26 protein-coding genes are annotated in these 24578 nt (G+C 67.5%); 18 read left to right on the plus strand and 8 right to left on the minus strand.

The genetic code is table 11. The features are described from left to right. The first annotated feature begins 7 nt into the window (after nucleotides 1-7). Both V9L21_RS18105 and V9L21_RS18110 read left to right on the plus strand, forming a co-directional pair. Nucleotides 8-625, plus strand: a complete 618-nt coding sequence (locus V9L21_RS18105; protein WP_337314200.1) for an SCO family protein — start codon at nucleotides 8-10, stop codon at nucleotides 623-625. 19 nt (nucleotides 626-644) lie between these two features. Continuing rightward, the gene (locus tag V9L21_RS18110; RefSeq protein ID WP_337314202.1) at nucleotides 645-1487 is read left to right on the plus strand and encodes a DNA alkylation repair protein; all 843 of its coding nucleotides are present in this window, start codon (nucleotides 645-647) and stop codon (nucleotides 1485-1487) included. A gap of 59 nt (nucleotides 1488-1546) precedes the next feature. On the opposite strand, the gene rpoH is transcribed toward V9L21_RS18110, so the two are convergent. Beyond that, a complete protein-coding gene (rpoH, locus tag V9L21_RS18115) occupies nucleotides 1547-2488 on the minus strand; it encodes an RNA polymerase sigma factor RpoH (protein ID WP_018906715.1) in 942 nt (313 codons plus the stop codon). Nucleotides 2489-2634: 146 nt separating this feature from the next. Beyond that, the gene (locus V9L21_RS18120) at nucleotides 2635-3099 is read right to left on the minus strand and encodes an Mpo1 family 2-hydroxy fatty acid dioxygenase (protein WP_337314206.1); all 465 of its coding nucleotides are present in this window, start codon (nucleotides 3097-3099) and stop codon (nucleotides 2635-2637) included. Nucleotides 3100-3278: 179 nt separating this feature from the next. Here V9L21_RS18120 and V9L21_RS18125 point away from each other — a divergent pair, with 179 nt between their 5' ends. The 3 genes from V9L21_RS18125 (at nucleotide 3279) to V9L21_RS18135 (ending at nucleotide 6842) form a co-directional block, all read left to right on the plus strand. Next, nucleotides 3279-3989: a response regulator transcription factor gene (locus V9L21_RS18125; protein ID WP_337314208.1), complete on the plus strand. Its 711-nt coding sequence runs from the start codon at nucleotides 3279-3281 to the stop codon at nucleotides 3987-3989. Between the two features lie 11 nt (nucleotides 3990-4000). Next, the gene (locus V9L21_RS18130; RefSeq protein ID WP_337314210.1) at nucleotides 4001-5764 is read left to right on the plus strand and encodes an ATP-binding response regulator; all 1764 of its coding nucleotides are present in this window, start codon (nucleotides 4001-4003) and stop codon (nucleotides 5762-5764) included. Between the two features lie 79 nt (nucleotides 5765-5843). After that, a complete protein-coding gene (locus V9L21_RS18135; RefSeq protein WP_337314212.1) occupies nucleotides 5844-6842 on the plus strand; it encodes a hypothetical protein in 999 nt (332 codons plus the stop codon). 49 nt (nucleotides 6843-6891) lie between these two features. On the opposite strand, the gene ftsY is transcribed toward V9L21_RS18135, so the two are convergent. Continuing rightward, nucleotides 6892-8190 carry a signal recognition particle-docking protein FtsY gene (gene ftsY, locus V9L21_RS18140; RefSeq protein ID WP_337314214.1) on the minus strand — a complete coding sequence of 433 codons (1299 nt, stop codon included), beginning with the start codon at nucleotides 8188-8190 and terminating at the stop codon, nucleotides 6892-6894. 77 nt (nucleotides 8191-8267) lie between these two features. Between ftsY and V9L21_RS18145 the strand changes: the two genes are divergently transcribed. Further along, on the plus strand, nucleotides 8268-9695 hold the full coding sequence (locus tag V9L21_RS18145) for a M16 family metallopeptidase (RefSeq protein WP_443305140.1): 1428 nt from the start codon (nucleotides 8268-8270) through the stop codon (nucleotides 9693-9695). A 14-nt stretch (nucleotides 9696-9709) separates the two neighbouring features. After that, entirely contained in the window at nucleotides 9710-11050 is a 1341-nt protein-coding gene (locus V9L21_RS18150; RefSeq protein ID WP_337314218.1) for a M16 family metallopeptidase, read from the plus strand. 12 nt (nucleotides 11051-11062) lie between these two features. On the opposite strand, the gene V9L21_RS18155 is transcribed toward V9L21_RS18150, so the two are convergent. Continuing rightward, nucleotides 11063-11980 carry a LysR family transcriptional regulator ArgP gene (locus V9L21_RS18155; protein WP_337314220.1) on the minus strand — a complete coding sequence of 306 codons (918 nt, stop codon included), beginning with the start codon at nucleotides 11978-11980 and terminating at the stop codon, nucleotides 11063-11065. A gap of 82 nt (nucleotides 11981-12062) precedes the next feature. Between V9L21_RS18155 and V9L21_RS18160 the strand changes: the two genes are divergently transcribed. The 7 genes from V9L21_RS18160 to pcp all read left to right on the plus strand — a co-directional run bounded on the left by V9L21_RS18160 (nucleotide 12063) and on the right by pcp (nucleotide 17104). After that, a complete protein-coding gene (locus V9L21_RS18160) occupies nucleotides 12063-12698 on the plus strand; it encodes a LysE/ArgO family amino acid transporter (protein WP_337314222.1) in 636 nt (211 codons plus the stop codon). 30 nt (nucleotides 12699-12728) lie between these two features. Beyond that, on the plus strand, nucleotides 12729-13403 hold the full coding sequence (locus V9L21_RS18165) for an RsmD family RNA methyltransferase (protein WP_337314223.1): 675 nt from the start codon (nucleotides 12729-12731) through the stop codon (nucleotides 13401-13403). Between the two features lie 54 nt (nucleotides 13404-13457). After that, the gene (gene coaD, locus V9L21_RS18170) at nucleotides 13458-13961 is read left to right on the plus strand and encodes a pantetheine-phosphate adenylyltransferase (protein WP_258502244.1); all 504 of its coding nucleotides are present in this window, start codon (nucleotides 13458-13460) and stop codon (nucleotides 13959-13961) included. 10 nt (nucleotides 13962-13971) lie between these two features. After that, nucleotides 13972-14619 carry a 5-oxoprolinase subunit PxpB gene (gene pxpB / locus V9L21_RS18175; protein WP_337314245.1) on the plus strand — a complete coding sequence of 216 codons (648 nt, stop codon included), beginning with the start codon at nucleotides 13972-13974 and terminating at the stop codon, nucleotides 14617-14619. Beyond that, entirely contained in the window at nucleotides 14616-15614 is a 999-nt protein-coding gene (locus tag V9L21_RS18180; protein WP_337314225.1) for a biotin-dependent carboxyltransferase family protein, read from the plus strand. Before pxpB ends, V9L21_RS18180 begins: the two co-directional genes overlap by 4 nt. Nucleotides 15615-15687: 73 nt before the next feature. Then, nucleotides 15688-16428 (plus strand): 5-oxoprolinase subunit PxpA, encoded by a 741-nt coding sequence (pxpA, locus tag V9L21_RS18185; protein WP_337314227.1) that lies wholly within the window; start codon nucleotides 15688-15690, stop codon nucleotides 16426-16428. Nucleotides 16429-16450: 22 nt separating this feature from the next. Then, entirely contained in the window at nucleotides 16451-17104 is a 654-nt protein-coding gene (gene pcp / locus V9L21_RS18190) for a pyroglutamyl-peptidase I (protein WP_337314247.1), read from the plus strand. Here pcp and V9L21_RS18195 read toward each other — a convergent pair. After that, nucleotides 17092-17793 carry an alpha/beta fold hydrolase gene (locus V9L21_RS18195; RefSeq protein WP_337314229.1) on the minus strand — a complete coding sequence of 234 codons (702 nt, stop codon included), beginning with the start codon at nucleotides 17791-17793 and terminating at the stop codon, nucleotides 17092-17094. The genes pcp and V9L21_RS18195 overlap by 13 nt on opposite strands. A 143-nt stretch (nucleotides 17794-17936) precedes the next feature. Between V9L21_RS18195 and V9L21_RS18200 the strand changes: the two genes are divergently transcribed. Next, nucleotides 17937-18578, plus strand: a complete 642-nt coding sequence (locus V9L21_RS18200; RefSeq protein WP_337314231.1) for a Yip1 family protein — start codon at nucleotides 17937-17939, stop codon at nucleotides 18576-18578. A 32-nt stretch (nucleotides 18579-18610) separates the two neighbouring features. Continuing rightward, nucleotides 18611-19303: a histidine phosphatase family protein gene (locus tag V9L21_RS18205; RefSeq protein ID WP_337314233.1), complete on the plus strand. Its 693-nt coding sequence runs from the start codon at nucleotides 18611-18613 to the stop codon at nucleotides 19301-19303. 23 nt (nucleotides 19304-19326) lie between these two features. Here the strand turns inward: V9L21_RS18205 and V9L21_RS18210 are convergent, their stop codons facing one another. The 3 genes from V9L21_RS18210 to V9L21_RS18220 all read right to left on the minus strand — a co-directional run bounded on the left by V9L21_RS18210 (nucleotide 19327) and on the right by V9L21_RS18220 (nucleotide 22822). After that, a complete protein-coding gene (locus V9L21_RS18210; RefSeq protein ID WP_337314235.1) occupies nucleotides 19327-20922 on the minus strand; it encodes an N-acyl-D-amino-acid deacylase family protein in 1596 nt (531 codons plus the stop codon). 111 nt (nucleotides 20923-21033) lie between these two features. Next, entirely contained in the window at nucleotides 21034-22392 is a 1359-nt protein-coding gene (locus V9L21_RS18215; RefSeq protein ID WP_337314237.1) for a tetratricopeptide repeat protein, read from the minus strand. 31 nt (nucleotides 22393-22423) lie between these two features. Then, nucleotides 22424-22822, minus strand: a complete 399-nt coding sequence (locus tag V9L21_RS18220) for a tautomerase family protein (RefSeq protein WP_337314239.1) — start codon at nucleotides 22820-22822, stop codon at nucleotides 22424-22426. Nucleotides 22823-22930: 108 nt separating this feature from the next. Between V9L21_RS18220 and V9L21_RS18225 the strand changes: the two genes are divergently transcribed. After that, on the plus strand, nucleotides 22931-23800 hold the full coding sequence (locus tag V9L21_RS18225; protein ID WP_337314241.1) for a LysR family transcriptional regulator: 870 nt from the start codon (nucleotides 22931-22933) through the stop codon (nucleotides 23798-23800). Between the two features lie 44 nt (nucleotides 23801-23844). After that, nucleotides 23845-24471: a YitT family protein gene (locus tag V9L21_RS18230; protein ID WP_258502230.1), complete on the plus strand. Its 627-nt coding sequence runs from the start codon at nucleotides 23845-23847 to the stop codon at nucleotides 24469-24471. The last annotated feature ends 107 nt before the right edge of the window (nucleotides 24472-24578 follow it).

Here is a 24578-nt window from a genome sequence, read left to right on the forward strand (position 1 = left end):
CGTATCCATGAACAAGCGAAATGCTCTCAGGTTGATCGTTGGCAGTGCGGGATGGGCCGGCGCTGCCGCCACCCTCGGCCTGGGGCTTTCGGCCTGCAGCGAACCCAAGCCGAGCTTCAACGCGGTGGACATCACCGGCGCGGATTACGCCAAGGACTTTTCACTGAAAGACGCCGACGGCAAGGTCCGCACCATGGCCGACTTCAAGGGAAAGGTGGTGGTGCTGTTCTTCGGCTACGCCCAATGCCCGGACGTGTGCCCGACCACCATGACCGAAATGGCCCAGGTCAAGCAGCAGCTCGGCAGCGACGGCGACAAGCTGCAAGTGGTGTTCGTCACGGTTGATCCGGCGCGCGACACGCCCGAGGTGCTCAAGGCCTACATGGGCGCGTTCGATCCGGCTTTCGTCGCGCTGATTCCCACGCCCGAGCAGCTCGCCGCGACCGCCAAGGACTTCAAGGTCTACTACAAGAAGGTCGAGGGCAAGACCCCGACCAGCTACTCGATGGACCATTCGGCGGCCAGCTTCGTCTACGACACCGAGGGCCGCGTGCGGCTCTACGCACGCTACGGCACCGGCGTGGCGCCCATGGTGTCCGACGTGAAGGCGCTGCTCAAGGCCTGAACGGGCATTCAACCAGCCGATGGACGCTGCCGTTGTTGCCTTCGCGCCGGTCGATCACCTGAAGACGCGCAAGGGCGCGTTCCGCATTGCGCTCATTCCGCCCGAGGTGCTGCGCGCGCTGAACGACGGTTTGCTCGAGACCGTCAACCTCAACGAATTCCTGGCGCTGGAGCTGCCGCAGCTTGCGCGCAGCGTTGCGGGCCATATCGGCCTGGATCCGGCGAGCGAGCGGCTGGCCGACACGCTCGCCATGCTCGGCGCCTTCAAGCCGATGCAGCGGCACGGCCACATTGCGCGTGCGCTCTACGACCTGGCGGCGCTGCATGCCGAGCGCGATGCCGTCGCGCACCGGCTGGCCACCCACGCCAGCGACGTGGCGCGCTGCTGGGCCGCGCAGTGGGTGGCGCTTTCCGGGTTGCCACTGGCGGCGCAGCTGCAGGCGGTGCACCGGTTCGCCGCCGATCCGCACTTCGGCGTGCGCGAAATCGCCTGGATGGCGGTGCGCGAAGCGGTCATTGCCTCGCTCGACGAGTCGCTGGCGCTGCTGCAGCCATGGGTGGCCGATGCCGACCCGAACATCCGCCGCTTTGCCAGCGAACTCACGCGCCCGCGCGGCGTGTGGTGCGCGCAGATCGAGGCGCTCAAGGCCGAGCCCTGGCGCGCGCTGCCGCTCATTGAGCCGCTGCGCGCCGACACCAGCCGCTATGTGCAGAACTCGGTGGCCAACTGGCTCAACGACGCGAGCAAGACCCAGCCGGAGTGGGTCGACCGGCTTTGCACGCGCTGGATCGATGAGTCGGACACGCCGGCAACCCGGTACATCGCCAAGCGCGCGCTGCGAACCCTTTCGAAGCAGGCATGAATGAATGAAAAAGCCCGGCATGGCCGGGCTTTTTTTCTAGGCGAAGAGCCGAGCGAGGCTTACGCGTAATCGGCCAGCGCCTTCTTCATCTTCTTCATGGCCGCGACTTCGATCTGGCGAATGCGCTCGGCGCTCACGCCGTACACCGCCGCCAGGTCGTGCAGCGTCATGCCGCCCGAACCGTCGTCGTTGACCTTGAGCCAGCGCTCTTCCACGATGCGGCGGCTGCGCTCGTCCAGCGCCTCGAGTGCGGTGGCAATGCCGTCGCTCGAGAGCCGGTCGCGCTGCTGCGATTCGAGCAGGGCGGTCGGTTCCTGCGTGGCGTCGGCCAGGTAGGCGATCGGGCCGAAGGCTTCATCGCCGTCGTCCGACGGACCCGGGTCGAGCAGCACGTCGCCGCCCGACAGGCGGGTTTCCATTTCGAGCACTTCTTCAGGCTTGACGTTGAGCCGGGTCGCCATTTGCGACACCTCGTCGGGGCTCAGCGTGTCGCGGTGCGTGCCGTTGTCGGCCGCGGCCGAATCGGCCTTGAAGCCCTGCTTCATCGAGCGCAGGTTGAAGAACAGCTTGCGCTGGGCCTTGGTCGTCGCGACCTTGACCATGCGCCAGTTCTTCAGGATGTACTCGTGAATCTCGGCCTTGATCCAGTGCATGGCGTAGCTCACCAGCCGCACGCCCTGGTCGGGGTCGAAGCGCTTCACGGCCTTCATGAGGCCGACGTTGCCCTCCTGGATCAGGTCGCCGTGCGGCAGGCCGTAACCCAGGTATTGGCGCGAAATGGACACCACGAGGCGCAGGTGCGAGAGGATCAGCGCACCGGCCGCTTCGAGGTCGTTGTGGTCGCGCAAACGGCGTGCGAAGCCCTGCTCTTCTTCGAGCGTGAGCATCGGCAGGCGGTTGGCGGCCGAAATATAAGCATCCAGGTTGCCCAGCGGCGGCACCATCGACCATGGATTGGCGACGGCGAGCTGGTTGGCAGAGGCTCCAGACAGCGTGGTCATCAGGGGAAACTCCTTTGTATCGGGCATATTAGCACTCGATTAGAGGGAGTGCTAAGCCAAGGGTTCCCCCTAAGTTTCTATCGGGGCGATAGCCAAAGCTGTCGGCAAGAGGGCGGTGCGGCCCGAGGCGGCGTCCGACCCGGGGCTTACCAGCGGATACCCAGGCGCAAAAACAGCCTCGAGAGTACGAACAGCGGCCCCACCCAGAGGTATTGGATGTCTTCGAAGAACGAAGGTTTCCTGCCTTCGATCTTGTGGCCGATGAACTGGAAGATCCATGCCACCACAAAGATGGCGGCGGAAATCGGCAGCACAAGGGTGCCCATGGCCTGAACCGCCGCCAGCACCAGGGCCGTTCCGGCCAGCATGGTGATCAGGAAGGCCGCCGAACGCAGGGTGGCGTAGTAGACGAGGCTCGCCGCCACGAAGCCGTACGCCACCCAAGGGTGCAGCGCATACAGCAGGCCGACGATGCTCAGCATGATGGCCGGGATCGCGACGAAGTGAATCAGCTCGTTGGTGGGATTGCGGTGGCTTTCGCCATAGTGGGCAAGCAGCCGGTCGACCTTGCGGTCGCCCGCTGCGGCGGGGGCATCGGCGGTGTGCATCATTTTCTGTCTCCAAAGCGTCGCTCGGTACGGCGATGTACCTGCATGGTGCCTCCGCCGGCAGGCGATGGCAAGCGCGGCAAGTGCTATGGAAAAAGTAGCAAAACCTTCCTGCTTTTCGCAACCGCGGGTCATGACTTAGGGCACTGTTCCGCACTCGGGGCGTCGCTAAGATCGGCTGCGTGGCTCTTCCGCTCGAATCTTCATCCCCTTCGTCGCCTTCGACCGTGGAACCCGGCCCCGCCCGCCCGCCCACTGCCATCCTGGTGGTGGACGACCACGATCTGCTGCGGCTCGGCGTGCGCGCACTGGTGCAGGCACAGGCCGCGTCTTCCGGCGCGAGCATCGAGGTATTCGAAGCCGGCAATGTGGCTCGTGCGCTGGCGCTCTACGAAGAGCATCGGGACGCCATCGGCCTGGTGCTGCTGGACCTGGCGCTACCCGACACCCATGGCCTCAGCGGCCTGGCCGAATTTCGCCTGCGCTACCCGGCGGCCCGCATCGTCGTGCTTTCTGGCACGGGCAACACGTCGCTGGCCCAAGGCGCGGTGGCCCTGGGTGCGAGCGCGTTCCTCCCCAAGTCGGCGGATCTGAAAGAGGTGGTGGGCTTTATCCGCGCCTGCGGCCTGCTCGACGCTGGTGCAGGGCCAATAGCGCCTCCTCCCGTCATGAAGGCGCTCGGCAGCTACGCCGAAACGGCCCACGCCAGCGCTTGGCAGGAACTCACCCCGCGCCAGATGCAGGTGCTGCAGTGGGTGCTCGAAGGCAAGGCGAACAAGGAAATTGCCCAGATAGCAAACCTGAGCGAAGGCACGGTGAAGAACCACGTATCGACCATCCTGCTGCTGTTCGGCGTGCGTTCGCGTGCGCAATTGATCAGCAGCCTGCGTTGAGCCCGCCGCCCATGGCCGCCGACACGCCGCTGAGCCAGCGGGTGCTGCGCGAGCACGTGGCTTCGGTGTACTTCAACTACAAGGCGACGTTCCTGGCTCGCCTGGTTTTCGTTCTGGTGCTCGGCGGGTTCATGTACCTGCAACTGGGCGACCCCATGGTGCTGCCGTTCGTCGTGCTGCACCTGGCGCTGTACCTGGGCATGTATTTCACGCCGCGCTGGAACCCGTCGGTGCCGGCGGCGGAAAGCGCCTGGTGGGCCCGCAAGATCACCCGCATCGTGACGCTGCTCGGGTTTGCCGATGCGCTCGCGCCGTGGATCTTCGTGCCGGCCGGCAACCTGCCCGTCACCGCCGCGCTGATGGTGGTGATGATGGGCAACTGCGCCCGCGCGGTGCAATCGCTGCGGCCGCTGAAGGCGGCGCTGTTCGGCCACACGCTGCCGATGATGGGCGGGCTGATCGTTGCCCTGGCGTGGCAGGGCGATTCCATCCATCTCTTTCTTGCGGCCTTTGCCACGATCTATCTCGTTCTGATGCTGCGCGTGGGCGTGCAGGAACACCAGCTGCTGGCGGATTCGCTGGCCCTGCGCTTCGAAAAGGAAGCACTGGCCGTGCGGCTGGAGGAGCAGATCGCCGCCACCGAGCGCGCCAGCGAAGAAAAGACCCGCTTCCTTGCCAGCGCCAGCCATGACCTGCGGCAGCCGCTGCATGCCATTGCGCTGTTCGGCGCCGCGCTGGAAAACGAATTGCGCGGCCGTCCCGAAGGCGCCCACGCGGAGCGCCTGATGCGCGCGGTGAACGCGCTGGGCACCTCGCTCGACACCATGCTCGATGTTTCGCGGCTCGACGCGGGTGTGGTCACGCCGGAGATCCGGGCTGTGCAGCTCGACGCCTTGTTCCTGCCGCTCAACCACATGTTTTCGCCGCAGGCCGAACAGAAGGAGCTGCAGCTGCGCGTGCGCGCGAGCGGATTGTGGGTGCGCAGCGACCCGCAGCTGCTGCACCGCATGCTCTCCAACCTGATCGACAACGCACTCAAGTACACCGTGAGCGGCGGCGTGACGGTGAGGGCGCGGGCGCGCGGCGATGCCGTGTGGATCGAAGTGCGCGACACCGGCGTCGGCATCGCGCCCGAGCAGATCGGCCGCATCTTCGAAGAGTTCTACCAGGTCGGCAACCCGGGCCGGGACCGGTCGCAGGGGCTGGGCATCGGCCTGTCGATCGTGCAGCGCCTGTCGCGCCTGCTGGACCATCCGCTGCAGGTGCATTCGCGCCCGGGGCGGGGCACCCACTTCCGCGTGGTGCTGCCCGCCGCCGCGCCTCTGGCGGCTTCCAGCATGCAAGGCACCGAGGCTCACCGGCAGCGCGCCGCAAGCGCCCAGGCACTGCCCCGACGCGTGCTGCTGGTCGACGACGAGGCGGAGATCCGGGAGGCCATGAGCGAGCTGCTGCGCTCCTGGTCCATCGAGGTGGAGGCCGTGGCCGACGAGGCGCGGGCGGAAGAGGCCCTTGCGCGGGCGGAAGGCCAGGCGCGGCCCTTCGACCTGCTGGTGTGCGACTACCGCCTGGCCGAGGGCAGCGACGGGCTCGACGCCGGCCAGCGTCTTCGCCGGCGCCGCGGCACCGACATGCCGCTACTGCTGGTCACCGGCGAAACCGCGCCCGAACGCTTGCAGCGCGTGCGGGCCTCGGGCGTGGCCGTGCTGTTCAAGCCGGTCGACGCCGGCAAGCTGTTTCGAACCCTGAGTGAACTCGCGCCCACCGGCGCGACATGACCTTTGGCACTGGTGTGCGGGTGGGGCGCGCTTTACCTTTGCGCGGTCTCACACATCAATGCTCTCAGGGAGTGATTTCATGCAATCGAAACTATTGATATCGGCACTCGCCGCAACTCTGGCGGCCTGCGGTGGAGGAGGTGATGGCGGCGGCGGTGGCTTTGCCGGCCTGCCGGTGATACCGGCGCCCGCACCCGCACCCCCCGCTCCACCGCCGCCCGCTCCGGCACCGGCTCCCGCCACGCGCACTTTCATGTACGAGGCCTTGGCCCCCTCCGCCGACGCATCGGCGTTTCTCGACCGGCTGAATGCACAGGGCGCGAGAGCCTTTCGCTTCTTCAGCGGCCTTGCCTTCACCACGGGCCCGACGAGCACGGAAGTCGTCGAGGCTTACGTGAAGGATGCCGAGACCACCTACACCTTCGAACTGCTGCCCGATACCGCTTCGGTGGGCGACCTGCAGGCGCAGCTCAGCGCCCAGGGCGCCAGGGGCTTCAAATGGGGCGGGCCGTACATGGTCGGCGCGCAGATCCGCGCGCTCTACCGCAAGGACAACAGCTCCTCGTCGACCTACACCTATTCCGTGCTGACTGCGCCTGCCGACAGCGCCGGCTATCTGGCACAGGCCAACGCCCAGGGCGGCAACGGCTTCTTCAGCGTCGCCGGGGCCTACATGGTTGGCGGGACGACAGTGCTGGTGTACCAGAAGGACTCGCAAGGCAGCGCAACCTATGGCTACGAGGCGCTGGGCCAGCCCGGCAGCGATGCCGATTTTCTCGCGCAACTCGAGGCGCAGGGCGCCCGGGGTTTCCGGTTCAAGACAGGCTATGTCTTTTCGGATGGCATCAGGCTGCTCTACGAGAAAGACCTGTCGCAGTCGGCCACGTTCAGCTACCAGAACCTGCAACCCGCGGCCAACAGCGCGGACTACATCGTGCAGGCGAACGCCGAGGGCGCGAAGGGCAATGCGCTGGTGGGCGACTACGCGCTGCCAAGCGGCCAGATCAGGACGCTCTACATCCGGCCAACCAACTGCACAGGCTTTCTCTGCGATACCCGGTCGCTGTTTGGCTTTTGAGCAGCTTTTAAGCGACTTCTGAGCGGCGGCGGGCGCTGCTGGCGGCCCTTTAGCCCAGCAGCGCCTGCGCGAACTCGCGTGCGTTGAAGGTCTCGAGGTCTTCCAGCTTCTCGCCCACGCCGATGAAGTAGACCGGAATCGGCCGCTCGCGCGCAATGGCGCAGAGCACGCCGCCCTTGGCGGTGCCGTCGAGCTTGGTCACCACCAGGCCGGTAAGGCCCAGTGTCTCGTCGAAAGCCCTGACCTGCGCCAGGGCGTTCTGCCCGGTGTTGCCGTCGATCACCAGCAGCACCTCGTGCGGCGCCGTGGCGTCGGCCTTGGTGACCACGCGCTTGATCTTCTTGAGTTCGTCCATCAGGTGCAGCTGCGTCGGCAGCCGGCCCGCGGTGTCGACCAGCACCACGTCCTTGCCGCGCGCCTTGCCGGCCGTCACCGCGTCGAAGCTCACGGCGGAGGGGTCGCCGCCTTCCTGGCTCACGATCTCCACCGTGTTGCGGTCGGCCCAGACCAGCAGTTGCTCGCGCGCAGCCGCCCGGAAGGTGTCGGCCGCCGCAAGCAGCACCGAGGCGCCTTCGTTGGCCAGGTGCTTGGTGAGCTTCCCGATGGATGTGGTCTTGCCCGCGCCGTTGACGCCGGCCACCATGATCACCGTCGGCGAGAACTGGCCGATGACCAGCGGCTTCTCGAGCGGCCGGAGCAGGTCGGCAATGGCGTCGGCCAGCAGCTTCTTCACCTGCGTGGCGTCGGTGGCCATCTGGCGCTTGACGCGGCCGCGCAGGTCGTCGAGCAGGAATTCGGTCGCCTTCACGCCGGCGTCGGCCATCAGCAGCGCCGATTCGAGCTCTTCGTAGAGCGCTTCGTCGATCTGCGCGTTGACGAACACCGCCTGGATGCCGGTGCCGGTCTTGCGCAGCCCGGTTTTCAGCTTGTCGAACCAGCCCTTGCGCTCGGCGGCCATCGCCGTTTCGGCGGCGGGCACGGGCAGCGGCGCGGGAGGCTCGACGGGGGCAGCGGCAGGGGCAGGCGCCGGAACCGGCGCCGGCGCCGGTGCAGGCATTGGTGCCGCGGGTGGAGCGGCGACGGGCACCGAGGGAGGAGGAGGTGCGACGGCGGGCGGCGCAGCAGGTGCAGGTGCAGGCGCGGGGGAGGGCGTGGGCTCGGGCGCAATTGCCGGCGCAGGCGCGGTCTCCTCCGCGGCAGGCTTGGAGCCGAACCAGCTCGACGGTGAGAACACCGAGCGCGCCGGAGCAGGCTCGGGTGCCGGCGCCGGTGCCGGTTCAGCAGCCGGGGCGGGCGCCGGTGCGGCCGGAGCTTCGGCGGGTGGTTTTTTCTTGAAGAAACTGAACATCGGGAGCTTTTTACAATCCGACCCATTCTATGAAACACCCCTCGCCACGCCGTGCTGCGTCTGGTGCGGTGCTGGCAATGGCGCTTTCCGCGCTGTGGGCCGCGCCTGTACTGGCCCAGCCCACACCGGCTTCCGCCGCCTCTGCCAGTTCTTCCACTCCCGTTTCGCCGGCCGCTGCCGCCGCGGCACCCGCGCCCCAGCAGTTCACCCTGGCCAACGGCATGACGCTGCTGGTGCTGCCCGACAGGCGCGCACCCACCGCGGTGCAGATGGTCTGGGTTCGTGTGGGCTCCGTGGACGAGGTCGACGGCACCTCGGGCGTGGCCCATGTGCTCGAGCACATGATGTTCAAGGGCACCAAGACCATCAAGCCCGGCGAGTTCTCGCGCCGCGTGGCGGCCCTGGGCGGCCAGGAAAACGCGTTCACCTCGCGCGACTTCACCGGCTACTACCAGCAGATTCCGGTGGCCAGCCTTGAGCAGGTCATGAAGCTCGAGTCGGACCGCTTTGCCAACAACCAGTGGTCCGACGACGAGTTCAAGCGCGAGATCGAAGTGGTCAAGGAAGAGCGCCGCATGCGCACCGAAGACCAGCCGCGCGCATTGCTGGGCGAACAGCAGAGCGCCGCGGTGTTCACGGCCTCGCCCTACCAACGCCCCGTGGTCGGCTGGATGAGCGACCTGGACGCCATGACGCCCGACGACGCGCGCGAATTCTTCCGGCGCTGGTACGTGCCCGCCAACGCCGCCGTGGTGGTGGTCGGCGACGTCGACGTGGCCAAGGTGCGCGCGCTGGCCGAGAAGTACTACGGCAGCATTCCCGCGCGCGCCGTGCCCGCGCGCAAGCCGCGCTCAGAGCCCGTGCAGCGCGGCATCCGCCGCATCGAATTCAAGGCGCCGGCGGAGCAGGCCTACGTGTCGCTCGCGTTCCGTATTCCGCAGTTGGAGAGCATCGACGCTGCGGACAGCGATGTGTGGGCGCTCGAAGTGCTGTCGGCCGTGCTCGACGGCTACACCGGCGCGCGGCTCGACCGCGCGCTGACCCAGGGCCCCGATCGTGTGGCCGATTCCGCTGGCGCCTATTCGGGCTTGGCCGGCCGCGGCCCGCAGCTGTTCACGCTGGTGGGCGTGCCGGCGCACGGAAAGACCGCCGAGGCGGTCGAGGCGGCGTTGCGGGCCCAGGTGGCGCGCATCGCGAAAGAAGGCGTGGGCGAGGCCGAACTCGCGCGCGTCAAGACGCAATGGGTGGCCAGCGAAACCTACAAGCGCGACTCGGTGATGGCGCAGGCCCGCGAACTCGGAAGCAACTGGGTGCAGGGGCTGCCGCTCGACTCCAGCGCCCGCATCATCGCCAAGCTGCAGGCCGTGACCCCGGCCCAGGTGCAGGCGGTGGCCGCCAAATACTTCGGAGACGACCAGCTCACGGTGGCCACCTTGCGCCCGCTGCCGCCGGAAGCCAAGCCCCGCGGCCGTGGCTTTGCAGCGCCCGCGGGCGAGATGCGTTGAAGGGACGGACTTCCATGATTGCCATGAAAAAAATCCTCCGTCCCGCACTGTTCGCCATCGCTGCCGCCCTGGCAGGCGCCGCGCAGGCTGCACTCCCCATCGAACACTGGACGCTCGCGAGCGGCGCGAAGATCTACCTGGTGTCGACCCAGGCGCTGCCCATCGTCGACGTGCAGATCGATTTCGACGCCGGCAGCCGGCGCGACCCGGCGGCGCAGGCCGGCTTGGCCAGCGTGAGCGCGACCATGGTCGAGAAAGGCGTGCGCGCCGGCAAGAACGGCGAGCCCGCGCTCGACGAGAACGCGCTGGGCGAAGCCTGGGCCGACCTGGGCGCCGAGTTCAACGCCAGCGCCGGAACCGATCGCGCCAGCTACTCGCTGCGCACTTTGTCCGACCCAGCCCTCCTGTCCAAGGTGGTGGCGCTGGCTTCGCGCGAGATCGGCGAGCCGGCCTTTCCCGACGACGTGTGGCAGCGCGAACGCGAACGCATCAATGCATCGCTGAGGGAGGCCAACACCAAGCCGGCGACCATCGCCGGTCGCGCCTTTGCGCAGGGCGTCTATGGCAGCCACCCGTATGGCCAGGAGGTGACCGAAGCGACGCTGGCACGCATCGACACCGCGGCCATGCGGCAGCGCTACCAGCAACTCATCGTGCCGTGCCGCGCCAAGCTCAGCATCGTCGGTGCTGTGACCCGCGCGGAAGCGGAAGCCATGGCCACCGCGCTGCTCTCGCGGCTGCCCGGCCCCGAGGCCTGCACGCCGCTGCCGGCCATTGCGCCGGTGACCGCGCTTGCGGCGCCGAAGGACGAGCGCATTCCGTTCGCGTCGGCCCAGGCCCACGTCTTCATCGGCCAGCCCGGCTATCCGCGCAAGGACCCGGATCACTTCGCGCTCACGCTCGGCAACTACGTGCTGGGCGGCGGCGGTTTCGTTTCACGGCTCACCAACGAAGTGCGCGAGAAGCGCGGCCTGGCCTACAGCGTCTACAGCGGCTTTTCGCCGGGGCTGGACGCCGGGGCATTCCGCATCGGCTTTCAGACACGGCCCGACCAGGCGGAAGAGGCGGTGAAGATATCCCGCGAAGTGCTCGCCAAGTTCGTGGCCGAAGGCCCGACCGCCGCCGAGCTCAAGGCGGCCAAGGACAACCTGATTGGCGGCTTCCCGCTCCTGATGGACAGCAACCGCAAGCTCATCGGCAACGTGGCCAACATTGCGTGGCACGACCTGCCGCTCGACTATCTCGACACCTGGACCGCGCGCATGAACGCCGTTACCGCGGCCGAGGTGCGCGCCGCGTTTGCGCGCAAGCTGCAGCCCGAGCGCATGGTGACGGTGGTGGTGGGCGGCAAGTGAGCGGCCGGCGTTTCAGCGCAAGGCGTGTGCGCCGCTGCCGGCGGCCGCGCGCACCGTCGTCCTGAGGCGTTCGAGGAGCTGCGGCGCCGCGCGCGCCTGCTGCCAGTAGAGCGGCACCTGAAGCGCGGAGCCCGGCACCAGTTCTACCAGCGCGCCCGTGCGCATCGCATCGGCGGCCATGCTCACGGGGAGCATGCCCCAGCCCATGCCGGCCCGCGCCGCCTCGAGAAAACCGTGGGCCGAGGGCAGCCAGTGCCGCGGCGTCTCGACACTGCGGTGGCAGATGCGCCGCACCCAGCGCGCCTGCAGCCGGTCCTTGCGGTCGAACACCAGGCTGGGCGCATCGGCCAATGTGCGCGCACCCACCCCCTTGGCGAAATACCGGTGCATGAATTCGGGGCTCGCGGCCGCCACGTAGTGCATGGTGCCCAGCGCCTCGCTGTTGCAGCCGGCCACCGGCTGCGCCAGGGCCGTGACCGCCGCCAGCACGGCACCGCTGCGCAGGCGCTCGGCGGTGTGGTCCTGGTCGTCCACGGTCAGGTCGAGCAGGGCGGATTCTTCCTGCCGGGCAAAGGCCGCGGCGGCCGCCATGAACCAGGTGGCCAGGCTGTCGGCGTTGACTGCCACGCGCACCGTGACCCGTTCGCGCTCGTTGCCGCCGCTGCCGGCCATGCCGAGCGCGGGCATCGCGTCGCGCAATTCGTGCTCCAGCATGCCCACGCGTTCGAAGTGGCGGCAAAGCTGCTGGCCTGCTTCGGTGGGCACGCAAGGCTGTCCACGCACCAGCAAGGCACCGCCTGTGCGCTCCTCGAGCAGCTTCACGCGCTGCGAAACGGCCGATGGCGTGACGTTCAGTGCGCGCGCGGCGCGCTCGAAGCTGCCTTCGCGCACCACGGCGGCCAATGCGTTCAGGGCGGCGTAGTCGAGCATGTTGCGTATGAAATTAGAAAAACTGAACAAGCCTTAGGAAGTTTAGTTTGAGTTAATTGGCTCGTGGCGGCAAGCTCACGCCATGGTCATCGAACAAATCACCACCGCTTTCGCCAACGGGCTCTTCATGAGCCTGGTGCTCATCGTCGCCATTGGCGCGCAGAACGCCTATGTGCTGCGCCAGGGCCTGCGGCGCGAGCATGTGAGCGCGGTGGTGCTGTTCTGCGCGGCGAGCGATGCGCTCCTGATCACGGCAGGCGTGGCCGGCATGGCGCAGGCGCTGCAAGGGCGGCCTGCCGTGGCCACGGCACTCGCAGGGCTTGGCGCGCTGTTCCTGGGTGGCTACGGATTGCGCGCGCTGTGGCGCTCGCGGCAGGCCGGTGCGCTCCAGGCTACGGCCAAGGGCGCGTCGCTTTCGCGCGCCGCCGTGCTCGCGCAAGCGGCAGGCTTCACGCTGCTGAACCCGCATGTCTACCTGGACACCGTGCTCCTCGTCGGCAGCACCGGCGCGCAGTACGGCGGCGCGCTCAAGGCCTGGTTCGTCGCGGGGGCGACGCTGGCAAGCGCGCTGTGGTTCTCCGCGCTCGGCTTCGGCGCGCGGTGGCTGGCACCGGTGTTCGCGCGTCCGCGTGCCTGGCAGGTGCTCGACGCGCTGATCGGCGGCACGATGCTTGTGCTTGCCGCGCTGCTCGCGCGGCGGGCGTTTCTCGGCATATAGCGGCATGCGCGGCGGCGTTAAGCTTGCCGCATGCCCCAGAAGAAAGCCGCAGCCGCCAAGCGCTCCCCCTCGTCGTCATCGCCGTCGTCGCAATCGCCCTCCCGATCCAAGTCGCGGCCGAGCGAAGTGCGCATCATCGGAGGCCAGTGGAAGCGCACCCGTCTTTCGGTGGCCGACAAGCCGGGCCTGCGCCCCACGCCCGACCGCGTGAGGGAAACGCTGTTCAACTGGCTTGCGAGCATCGCGGGCGCGGGTGGCGGCGAGTTGCCGGGTTGGCATTGCATCGATGCATTCGCGGGCACCGGCGCCCTGGGCCTGGAAGCCGCTTCGCGCGGCGCCGCGAGCGTGCTGCTGTGCGAGCAAGACGCCGCACTGGTGGCACAGCTGCAGGCCGCCAAGACCAAGCTCTCGGCCGAGGCCGTGCGCATCGAGCGCGGCAACGGGCTTACCGCGCTCGAACGCGTTGCCGCAGGCAGCCTGGATGCCGTCTTTCTCGACCCGCCCTTTGACAGCACCACCCTCTACGAACCTTCGCTGCGCGCCGCCGCCCGGGCCGTGAAGGCCGGAGGCGCCATCTACCTGGAAGCCCCTCGCAAGTGGACCGACGAGGAGCTCGCCGCTCTCGGCCTTGTTGGATTTCGTTACCTGAAGGCAGGCGCTGTGCATGCGCACTTGCTGCGGCACCTTGCGAACGGAACCGCATAGGGACTGCATAATCCGCCGGACAAGCCGCACCGGCTGCATGAGGAAGAAGCAACCATGGCCAGCAACGTGATCGCGGTTTATCCCGGCACTTTCGATCCCATCACCCTCGGCCACGAGGACGTGGTGCGGCGCGCAACCCAGCTTTTTTCGAAGGTCATCGTCGCGGTTGCGGCGGGCCACCACAAGAAAGCCTTGTTCACCTTGCAAGAACGCATGGAAATGGCGCGCGAAGCCGTGAAGCCCTACAGCGACCAGGTCACGGTCGAGAGCTTTTCGGGCCTGCTGCGCGACTTTGTGGTGGCGCGCGGCGGCAAGGCCATGGTGCGCGGCCTGCGCGCCGTGACCGACTTCGACTACGAGTTTCAGCTGGCAGGCATGAACCGCTCGCTGATGCCCGATGTGGAAACCGTGTTCCTGACGCCCAGCGACAAATACCAGTTCATCTCGAGCACCTTCGTGCGCGAGATCGCCATGCTCGGCGGCGAGGTCCACAAGTTCGTTTCGCCCGATGTGGAGACGCATCTGGCCGCAAAGGTGCGCAGCCTCGGTCGTGAATAGCCGGCTTCCGTTGCCTCGCCTGCATCCGCTGGGCGATGCGGCGCTGCTTTGCGAACTCGCGCCACCGGCCACGCTGGCGCAGCAGCAGCAGATTTGGGCGCTGGGTGCTGAGGTTCAGCAGTGGCCCGGCGTGGGCGAGGTGCTGCCGGGCATGAACAATCTCACGCTGACTTTCGATCCGACGGCGATCGATATCGATGCGCTGATGGCGCGCGTCAACGAGGCTTGGCCGCGGCTGTCGGCCACCGCGATCGAAGGCCGGTTGGTGGAGATTCCGGTGGCCTACGGCGGTGAGCACGGGCCAGACCTTGCCGATGTCGCGGCGCACACCGGGCTGACGCCGGCCGAGGTGGTGCGGCGCCACAGTGGCGGCGAATACGTGGTCTACCTGCTCGGCTTTCTGCCCGGCTTCGCCTTCATGGGCGGCCTGCCGCCCGAGCTCGCCACACCGCGCCGGGCCGAACCGCGCACGGCGGTGCCCGCGCGCTCCGTCGGCATCGGCGGCGAGCAGACCGGCATCTATCCGCTGGTGTCGCCGGGCGGCTGGCAGCTGATCGGCCGTACGTCGCTGGAGCTTTTCGACCCGGCGGCCGAACCGCCCACTTTGCTGCGCCCGGGCGACCGCGTGCGCTTTATCGTCGAAAGCGTAGAGACATGATGCTGGTCCAGAAACCCGGCATGCTGGCTTCGGTGCAAGACCTGGGGCGGCACGGGCACCGGCAGGTCGGCATCTGCCCCGGCGGCGCGCTCGATGTGCTGGCGCTCACGCTGGCGAACCGGCTGGTCGGCAATGCCGACGGCGCAGCCGGTCTCGAACTCACCATGGGCGGCTGCGAGATCCGCTTCGAAACCGACACGCGCATCGCGCTGGCCGGCGACGATTTCGCCGCCCGGCTCGACGGCACACCCCTCTGGCCGTGCTGGAGCGTGCCCGTCAAGGCCGGGCAAACGCTCAAGCTCGCAGGCGCGAATGCACCCGGCGCAAAGAAGGCCGGCTTGCGCAGCTGGCTTGCGGTGGCGGGCGGGATCGACGTGCCGCCGGTGCTCGGTTCGCGCAGCACCGATCTGAAAGCCGGCTTTGGCGGCCACCAGGGGCGGGCGCTTCGCAAGGGCGACCGGCTTGCACTGGGTGCGACGTCGCTCGATGCCGCTCGACTCACGCGGCGGCCCTTTGGGCTGCGCGGCCCCGAATGGGGACCGGAGCAGGGCGACACGGCCATCGAGCTGCGCGTGCTGCCGGGGCCCGAATTCGAGCAGTTCACCGCGGCCTCGCATGCGCAACTCTGGAGCGAGCGCTGGCGCATCACCGCGCAGAGCAACCGCATGGGAAGCCGGCTCGCGGGCGCCGAACTCAAGCGCAAGCGCAGCATCGACATGCTCTCGTCGGGCGTCATTCCCGGCACCATCCAGGTGCCGCCCTCGGGCCAGTCGATCATCCTGATGGGCGACGCGCAGACCACCGGTGGCTATCCGCGAATCGGCGTGGTGATTCGCGCCGACCTGTGGAAGCTCGCACAGGCGCCACTCGACGGCAGGCTGCGGCTGGTGCAGGTCGACATGGCGGCGGCGCTCGAGGCGTGGGCCGGGCAGCAGCGCTATCTCGCGCAAGTGGCGCAGGGGCTGGCGGCTGCGGGCTGGAGCAGACCGGCATAGACTGTGCGAGCAGCAGGCGCGCGTACGGCATCGGCATCGATGTGCCGGCGGCCTGAAGAAGGAATCAACCCAAATGCAAATCGACCTGAATGCCGACCTCGGCGAAGGCGCCGGCAGCGACGAAGCGCTGCTCGGACTCGTGAGCTCGGCCAACATTGCCTGCGGCTGGCACGCAGGCGATGCCAAGACCATGCGGCAATGCGTGCGCTGGGCCATTGAACACGGCGTGGCCATTGGCGCGCACCCTAGCTTTCCCGACCGCGAGAACTTCGGCCGCAGCACCATGCACCTGCCGCCCGACGAGATCGTGGCCAACGTGCTCTACCAGGTCGGCGCGCTCGCAGCAATCGTCAAGGCCGAAGGCGGCACGCTTACGCACGTGAAGCCGCACGGGCAGCTCTACAACCAGGCCGTGAAGGAGCCCGAGCTTGCCGACGCGCTATGCGAGGCGGTGCGGCGCTTCGACCCGTCGCTCCGGTTCTTTGGCCTAGCGGGCAGCGGCATGATCGACGCCGCGCGCCGCGCCGGCCTCACGCCCGTGGAAGAGGTGTTTGCCGACCGCGGCTACATGCCCGACGGCAGCCTGGTGCCGCGCAGCCAGCCCGGTGCGCTCATTGAAGACGAAGAACAGTCGCTTGCCCAGACGCTCTCGCTGGTGCGCGACCACAAGGTAACCGCCATCGACGGCAGCACCGTGCCCGTCAACGCCCAGACCGTGTGCCTGCACGGCGACGGTGCCCATGCGTTGGCCTTCGCCCGCCGCATTCGCGACCGCCTGCAGCAAGAAGGCATCGCGGTTCGCGCGACGGCCTGAACGCGCTGTTCAAGCCGTGGCGCTGCGAACCAATGTCCTGCTGACCGGTTTCGACCCGTTCGACCGCGAAGCCCTCAACCCGTCATGGGAGGCCGTGCGCGCGCTCGACGGCTGGAAGTGCGGCCGCGCCACCGTGCATGCGCGCCAGATGCCCTGCGTTTTCGGCGATGCCATCGAGGCGCTTGCGGGCGCCATGGACGAACTGCAGCCGCAGCTGGTGCTGTGCATCGGCCAGGCCGGCGGCCGCGCCGAAATCACGCCTGAGCGCGTGGCCATCAACATCGACGATGGGCGCATTGCCGACAACGCGGGCCGGCAGCCGATCGACACCCCCGTGGTGCGCGGTGCGCCCGCGGCGTATTTCTCCACGCTGCCGATCAAGGCCATTGTGCGCGACCTGCGCACGGCCGGTGTGCCCGCGTCAGTGTCGAACACGGCGGGCACGTTCGTCTGCAACCACATCTTCTACGGCCTGATGCACCGCTTGGCCACGCACCCGGTGCCGGGGCTGCGCGGCGGGTTCATTCACATTCCCTACCTGCCCGAGCAGGCGGCGCGCTTTCCGGGGCTGCCCAGCATGTCGCTGGCCACCATGGTCGAGGCGCTGCGCATTGCGGTAGCCACCGCGCTGGCGGTTGAAAAGGACATTGCCGAAACCGGCGGTCAGCTCCACTGAGCCAGCCAGGAGAGCAGCGCCGCATTGACGAGCGCGGGCTTTTCCATGGTCAGCATGTGGCCGCACTGCGGCAGCCACACCACTTCGGCATGCGGCACCAGCGCCGCAATTTCGCGCGTGCAGTCGGGTGGCGTCAGCCGGTCCGTGTCGCCGCAGACCAGCAGCACCGGCGCACGAAGCGAAGGCAGGTGGATGCGCGCATCGGGACGCCGCATCACCGCACGGTTCTGGCTGATGAGCTGTTGCGTGCCGGCGTCCAGCACGATCTCGACATAGCGCTCGACCAGCGCCTGATCGGCCGCCTGCGCGGGGTGAAACGCGAAGACGACGTTCGGCTCGATCACGTCGCGCAGTTCACCGCGTTCGAACAGCTCGATTGCGCTTTCGCGCAGCTCGTACATGTCGGGTGACTCGGGCCGGGCGTTGGTGCCCAGCAGCGCGAGCCCCGCAATACGCCCGGGCGCCTGCCGCGCGGCTTCCATGGCGACCATGCCGCCCATCGATGCGCCGCACAGTACCAGCGGGCCGGGGTTCTCGCGCAGCACGGCCGCGGCCATGGTCTCGATGGTGTCGTGCCGCATGTGGGCATCGCTCACGCGCGCTTCGAACATGGCCGGAAGAACGGGAAGCTGGGCCTCCCAGAGGCGCTCGTCGCAGGCGAGGCCGGGCAGCAAGACAAGGTGTGGCATGGGCGGATTTTGCGTCATCGCGCCCTCCGGCGTAACGGCATAGGCTGCTTGGCCAGAAGCCATCTGGCGGCGGAATCGACATACTTTCCGTTGCTGCGCGATCTGCGGTTCGCGCGTTTCCGCTTCATACCGAGGACAAGAAAATGAACCTGGTTCAACGCGTGCAGGACATCCTGCTCAAGCCCAAGGCCACCTGGCCCGCCATCGACGCAGAGCCCGCGGACACCGCGTCGCTCTACAAGAACTACGTGATGATCCTGGCGCTGATACCGGCGGTGGCAGGCTTCATCGGCCTGTCGGTCATCGGCTTCGGCGCCTTCGGTGTCAACTTTCGTGTGCCCGTGGTCACGGGGCTGGTGAACATGGTCGTCGGCTACGTGCTCTCGCTTGTCATGGTGTTTGTGCTGGCGTTGATCATCGATGCGCTGGCACCGACCTTCGAGGGCTCGAAGAGCCAGATCGGCGCGCTCAAGCTGTCGGCCTATGCCAGCACGGCGAGCTTTCTGGGCGGGGTGTTCAGCCTGATCCCCTCGCTCTCGATTCTGGGCGCGCTCGCGGCGCTCTACGGCATCTACCTGATCTACGTGGGCCTGCCGGTGCTCATGAAGTGCCCGCCCGACAAGTCGTTGGCATACACGGCGGTGGTGGTGGTTTGCGCCATCATCGGCGGCGTGGTGATCGCCTGGGTGCTCTCGCTTCTTACGCCTTCACCGGCCCGCGTGGGCGCGGCACCGTTCGCGGTGCAGGTGGCGGCCATGCAACAGATGGTGCCGCCGAGGCTCTGAGCGTCACGCATGCGGTGGAGAATGGGCGTTCCATGCCAACGCCCACACCCGACTCCGCGACCGAACTCATCCTGATCCGCCACGGCGAAACGGCCTGGAACCGCGAACTGCGCTTCCAGGGGCATGCCGATGTGCCGCTCAACGACATGGGGCACGAGCAGGCACGCCGCCTGGGCTTGCGAATGGCGGGCGAAACGGCGCAGCACATCGTCAGCAGCGACCTCCTTCGTGCGCAGCAAACCGCGGCGCCGGCATCGCTGCAGCTGTCGCTGCCGGTGGTCACGTCGGCCAGCTTGCGCGAGCAGCACTTCGGCGTGGTCGAAGGCATGCGGGCCGACGAAATACAAGCCCTGCACCCCAGGGCATGGGAAGAGTGGCTGCAGTTCCGCGAGGACCACGCCATGCCGGAGGGCGAGTCGGCACGCGAATTTCACACGCGCATCGTCGCGGCGCTGGGCAATCTTGCAGCCACCTACCGCGGCCAACGCCTGGTGGTTGTCACCCACGGCGGGGTGCTCGACATGGTGTGGCGCACCGCGCGCGGCCTCAGTCTCAGCGGGCCGCGGCAGAGCGACATTCCCAATGCGGGCTTCAACCGCATCCGCATTGCCGACCCCGCCATGCCGGACGCGATCGAGATCGTCGACTGGGCCGACACGCGGCATCTTGCCGACCTGCCGCCGCAGCCGGTGTACGACCAGCGGCGGCATCTCGAGAAGAACTGAGCCGCCCGCGCGGGCACCTCGCCTCAGGTGCAGCTGCCGGCCTTCGGCGTGCGCAGCAAAGGCTGGCCAGCACCAACGCCCGTGGGCTTGCCGGCGTCTACCGCCAGGTGGCCGTTCACCAGCACAGTGACCACGCCCTCGGACAGCAGCGTCGGTTGGGTGTAAGTGGCCTTGGCGGCAAAGCGAGCGGGGTCGAACACGACCACGTCGGCGTAGTAGCCCGGCCGCAGGTGCCCGCGCTGTTTCAGCCCCAGCGTGTCGGCGGTCAGCGACGAGCTGCTGCGAATGAACTGCCCCAGCGAGATCGTGTGCTCCTTCACCACGTACTGGTCGTACTTGCGTGCGAAGGTGCCGTAGGCGCGTGGATGGCCCAGCGAGGAGTCGGACGACGTCATGACCCACGGCCGCTTCATGAATGCGCGCACGTCGTCGTCGCTCTGGTTGAACGAGGCGATGTTCAGGTCGCCGTCACGTAGCACGGCAATGGCGGCATCCACCGGGTCAGCGTTCGAGGCCGTGGCCACGTCGGCCAGCGTCTTCCCTACGTACTTGGTGCTGCCGGCTGAAAACAATATGGTCTCCGGACCGCCGCGCAGGCGCAGGTTCTCGCGCATGCCGGTTCGCAGGCGCTCCTGGACGGCCGCATCGTCGAAGCGCTTGAGCATTGCCTCGCGCCCGCCGTCGACCGCCCAGGGCGGCACCAGCGCCGCCGAAAAACGTGTGCTCGACGCCGTCCACGGATAGTGGTCGGCCGTGATGTCGAGACCGGCGGCACGCTCTTTCTCGATACGGCGGATGATGTCGCCGCTCTGGCCCTGCACATCCACGCCCAGTGCCTTGATGTGGGCCACGTGCACCGGCAGGCGCGCCTCCTGGCCGATGCGGATCACTTCCTCGATGGAGCCCTTGAGCCCGATGTTGTACATCGACTCATCGCGGATATGGCTGTCGTAAAGCCCGCCGTGACGAGCCGCAACCTTCGCGAGTTCGATGACTTCCTCGGTCTTCGAGAAATTCTGCGGCGGATAGAAAAGCCCGGTCGAGAGCCCCAGCGCGCCATCGCACATGGCCCGGCTCACGTGCCGGCGCATGGCGTCGAGCTGCTCGGGCGTCGGCGCGCGATTGGCTTCGCCGAGCTGGTCGATGCGCACGGGGCCAAAGCCGACATACATCGCAACGTTGGTTCCAACGGGTGCCGACCGCAGGCGCTGGGTTTGCGCGGCAATGTCGAAGCCGCCGAAACCGTCGTTGCCGATGACCGCCGTGGTCACGCCCTGAGTCAGGAACGGAATGTTCAGGCGCTTGCGCGGATCGGTGGAATGCAGGTCGGCATCGGCGTGGGTGTGCGCGTCGATGAAGCCCGGCGCCACGACCATGCCGGTTGCATCGATGGTTCGCCGTGCAACGAACTGTGCCGGGGTCTTCCTGCCCGCGAAGACGATGCGGTCTCCCACGATGCCGACATCGCCCACCGCGGGCTCGTTCGAGTCGCCCGTGTAGACGGTGCCGCCGCGCAGCAGCAGGTCGAGTTCGACGGGGGCATCGGTCGCGGCATGTGCCGCGGTAGAAAGGCCTGCGAGGGCCGCGAGCACGGCGAGCACGACAACTGATTTCTGCATGGAACGTAACTGGATCGATGTGGAGCGACCAGTTTAGAAGTCGCTCCCGCGTGCCTGTTAATTCCTTTTGCGACACGCCCCATGACTGGAAGGCATGACCTCGCTTGCCCCTCAAAGGCGAGAAGCCAGCTGCTCGAGTCCGAGTCGCGCATAGACATCGCTCGCCTGGCGCCGCAGCCGCAGCGATTCGGGCTGGCCGTTGAGCTGCTGCTGCAGGATGCCCTGCGCACCCGTGAGCGTGGCTTCGCTGCCGGCACGCACGAGGGCGTCGAGGTACACCTGCTCGAAGAGGTCGCGCTGCGCATGGCTGCCGCCGATCTGGACGAGGCGAGGCAAGGCGCTACCGAGCCCGTCAATGGCCGAAGCGAAATCGCCTTGCGCATGGGCAATGAGACCGCGAGCGGCCGGCACGCACACGTGCTGCCACGCGGCGCGGGTCGAGACGGGTGCGCGCGGCGCGTGGGCCTCGATGTTGCGCAGCAGTGCATCCGCTTCGGGCCGGCCCGCGCGGGCCAAGCCATACAGGTATTGCAGATCGAGAAAAGGCAGCACATGGTCGGCCTGGCGCTGCACGAGATAGCGGCCCACGTCGCTCCACCGCGTGCCGACATCGATGCCCGCGAGCTCGAAGCGCGCCAGCAGCGAGACCGCGCCGATCTGGTCTTGCGAGTAATCCTTCACCACGCCCCACACTTCGCGGTCGTACACCGCGAGCGCTTCGGCAGCACGGTCGAGCTCGATGAGAAACAGGGCGACGTGCCACCAGTTGTGCGTCACCATGAACGAGTTGAGCCCGGTCCAGGTGTCGCTCACGCCTTGCATGAATGCCAGCCCTTCGGAAAGCCGGCCTTCGGTGAGCATCACATGCGCCAGCGCGTGATGCGCCCACGGCTCCTTGCGGCACATGCCGATGGCGCGACGGGCGCTGGCCTCGGCATCGCGCATCAGGTGGCACTGCTCGTAGCCGAAGGCCGCCATGCCGTGCACATAGGGCACGTCGGACGCGGCGGACAACGCGGCAAGCGCGAGCCGGAGCATGCCCGGACAGTCGCCGGTATTGAAGCAGTGGTATTGGCCCAGTTTCACCGACACGAGATCGCGCGGATATTCGCGTGCCTGCTCCGCATGCAGGGCGATGGCACTGGCGATGTCGCCGTCGGCCCAGGCCTCTATCGCTGCGATGTAGCGTTGCTCGCGCGGGGTGGCACGCGAGGATGCGGCACGGGCCTTGGCGAGATAGGGGCGCGCATTGGCCGCGGCATCGCGCGATTCGGCGAAGAGGTGGAGCGTTGCGCAATAGGCCTGGACGAGGGGGCTCGAGTCACTGTCGGCCAAGGCCAGCAGGTTGACGGCACGCGCCTCGGTCGACACGAAGCCCATGACGAAGTCGTCGACAAGCGGCAGGCTGGCGGCGTCGTCGAGCGTGAGCGGGTTGCCGAAGCTGTCGACATGCAGGGTTGCGGAGGGCATGGCCGGATGGTGCCATGCCCCGCCGCCGGCTTCAAACGCCCGCTTGCTGGTGGCGGTACTCCTGCGTCTTTCCGCCGTAGCCATAGGCCGCGCCGCGAGCGTCGATCACGTGGATGTACGACACCTCGTGCAGGTTGGGCCGCAGGCGCGCCATGGCAGCATGCACCTCGCGCAAGTAACGTGCCTTTTCCGCCTTGGTGTTGGTTTCGTCGGTGACGCTGATGTCCAGGTGAAACGCCGACTTGCCAAGGGAGGCGAGCGACTTCCCGCCGATGAACCACGTGTCGGCGGCGATGTACTGCACCGTGATGGCGATCACCGGCAACTGCTTGCCAAGCACGCTCTGGGTGAGCTCGGCAACGGTGTCGACGGTCTTGCGGGTGAGATCGGCATCTGGCTCGCCCGAGAGATGAACAACGATATGCGGCATCTGGAACTCCGTGAATGAGTGAACGATGGGGCTATTCTGGTCACTGCGGTTCCATCGGAAAAGCGGGAAGATATGATGGTAATCATCGGATTAACGGATGGATAAGCCATGCAGACATTCGACCTGGAACAGCTTCGCACCCTTGCCGCGGTAATCGATGCCGGCAGCCTGACGGCGGCCGCGCCGCGCGTTTTTCTTTCGCAGTCGTCGGTGAGCGAGCAGATCCGCAAGCTCGAAGAGCGGGCAGGGCAGTCGTTGCTTACACGCAGCAAGAGCGGCGTGGCGCCGACCGAGGCGGGCACGCGGCTGCTGGCCTATGCGCGCCGCCTCCTCGCGCTCAGCGACGAGGCCTTTCGCAACCTGCACGGCGAAACCCTGCAGGGCGAGCTGCGGCTCGCCGTGACGGACTACTTTCGGCCCGGCGATCTGACGCAGCTGCTGGCACGGCTGGGCAAGAGCTATCCGCAGGTGCGGCTGAATGTGAGCATCCTGAAGAGCGACGCGTTGCGGGCGGCTTATGCGAACGGCGAATTCGACGTGGGGCTGGCGATGAATATCTCAGGTGCGGCCTCTTCGCCGGAGCAGGGCCTAAAGGCACCGGTGATACGCCGTGAATCGCTCGTGTGGCTTGGCGCAGCCGGCATGCGGCTGGCTAAGGGCGAGCCGCTTCGGCTGCTGGCCTTGCCGGACACCTGCTCGTTGCATCAGTACACCGTGGCGCTGCTTCGGCGGCGCAAGGTGCCGTATGTGCTGGCGCATGTGGCGTCGGGCGTGGCGGGGTTGCAGTCGGCGCTGGCCGCGGGGCTCGGGGTGGCGTGCCTGAACGAGTCTGCCGTTTGCGAAGGCGTGGGGCGGCTGGCGCCGCCGCACGGATTGCCGGCTTTGCCTCGGGTCGCGTTCCAGTTCTTGCCCGGCCGCCGGGGCGAGACGGAGTTTGTGACCCGGGCCCGGGAAATGCTGGCAACCCACCTGGTATGACACTACCCCGGGGGTGGCGCGGGACTTGCGTCAAACTGCCTCACATGAACGCGCCACAACCCAGAACCCCGGCGGATTTCTTGCGGCACTCCCGCTTCGACGACGCGCAGGCCATCTTTTCAGGCACCTTGTTCGTCGCCATTGCCATGATGCTGTTCGGCCAGGCGGGCCTGCTCACGGGCGGCACGGCCGGTGTTGCGTTTCTTTTGCACTACGCCACCGGGGTGAGCTTCGGCAAACTGTTTTTCCTGGTCAACCTGCCGTTCTACTGGTTCGCTTGGCGCCACATGGGGCGGGCCTTCACCATCAAGACCTTCTCCGCCATTGCACTGCTTTCGGTCATGACCGACTGGGCGCCTCGCTACATCTCCATCGATTCGCTGCACCCGGCCTTCGCAGCCGTGCTCGGCGGATTGCTGCTGGGCACCGGATGCCTGTTTCTCGCCCGCCATCGCGCGAGTCTGGGTGGTGCGACGGTGCTGACGCTGTACTTGCAGGAAAAGCGCGGCTGGCCTGCCGGCAAGGTGCAGATCGGCATCGACTGCACGGTGGTGCTGCTCGCGCTGTTCGTGATTCCGCCGCAGCGCGTGGGCTGGTCGGTACTGGCGGCTGTGGTGATGGGGCTTTTCTTGTGGATCAATCACAAGCCGGGGCGGTACGCTGCGACTTGATTTGTCGGGGGCTTGTTTGGTCACACTGTTATTCAGGGCGGGTGCAAAGGCCACCGGGTACTCCCCTCCGCGAATGTCCCCCGGGGCTGCGCCCCTCCTCCTTTATT

Origin of the sequence: Variovorax sp. CCNWLW235, assembly GCF_037204085.1 — a bacterium.
Classification (GTDB): domain Bacteria; phylum Pseudomonadota; class Gammaproteobacteria; order Burkholderiales; family Burkholderiaceae_C; genus Variovorax.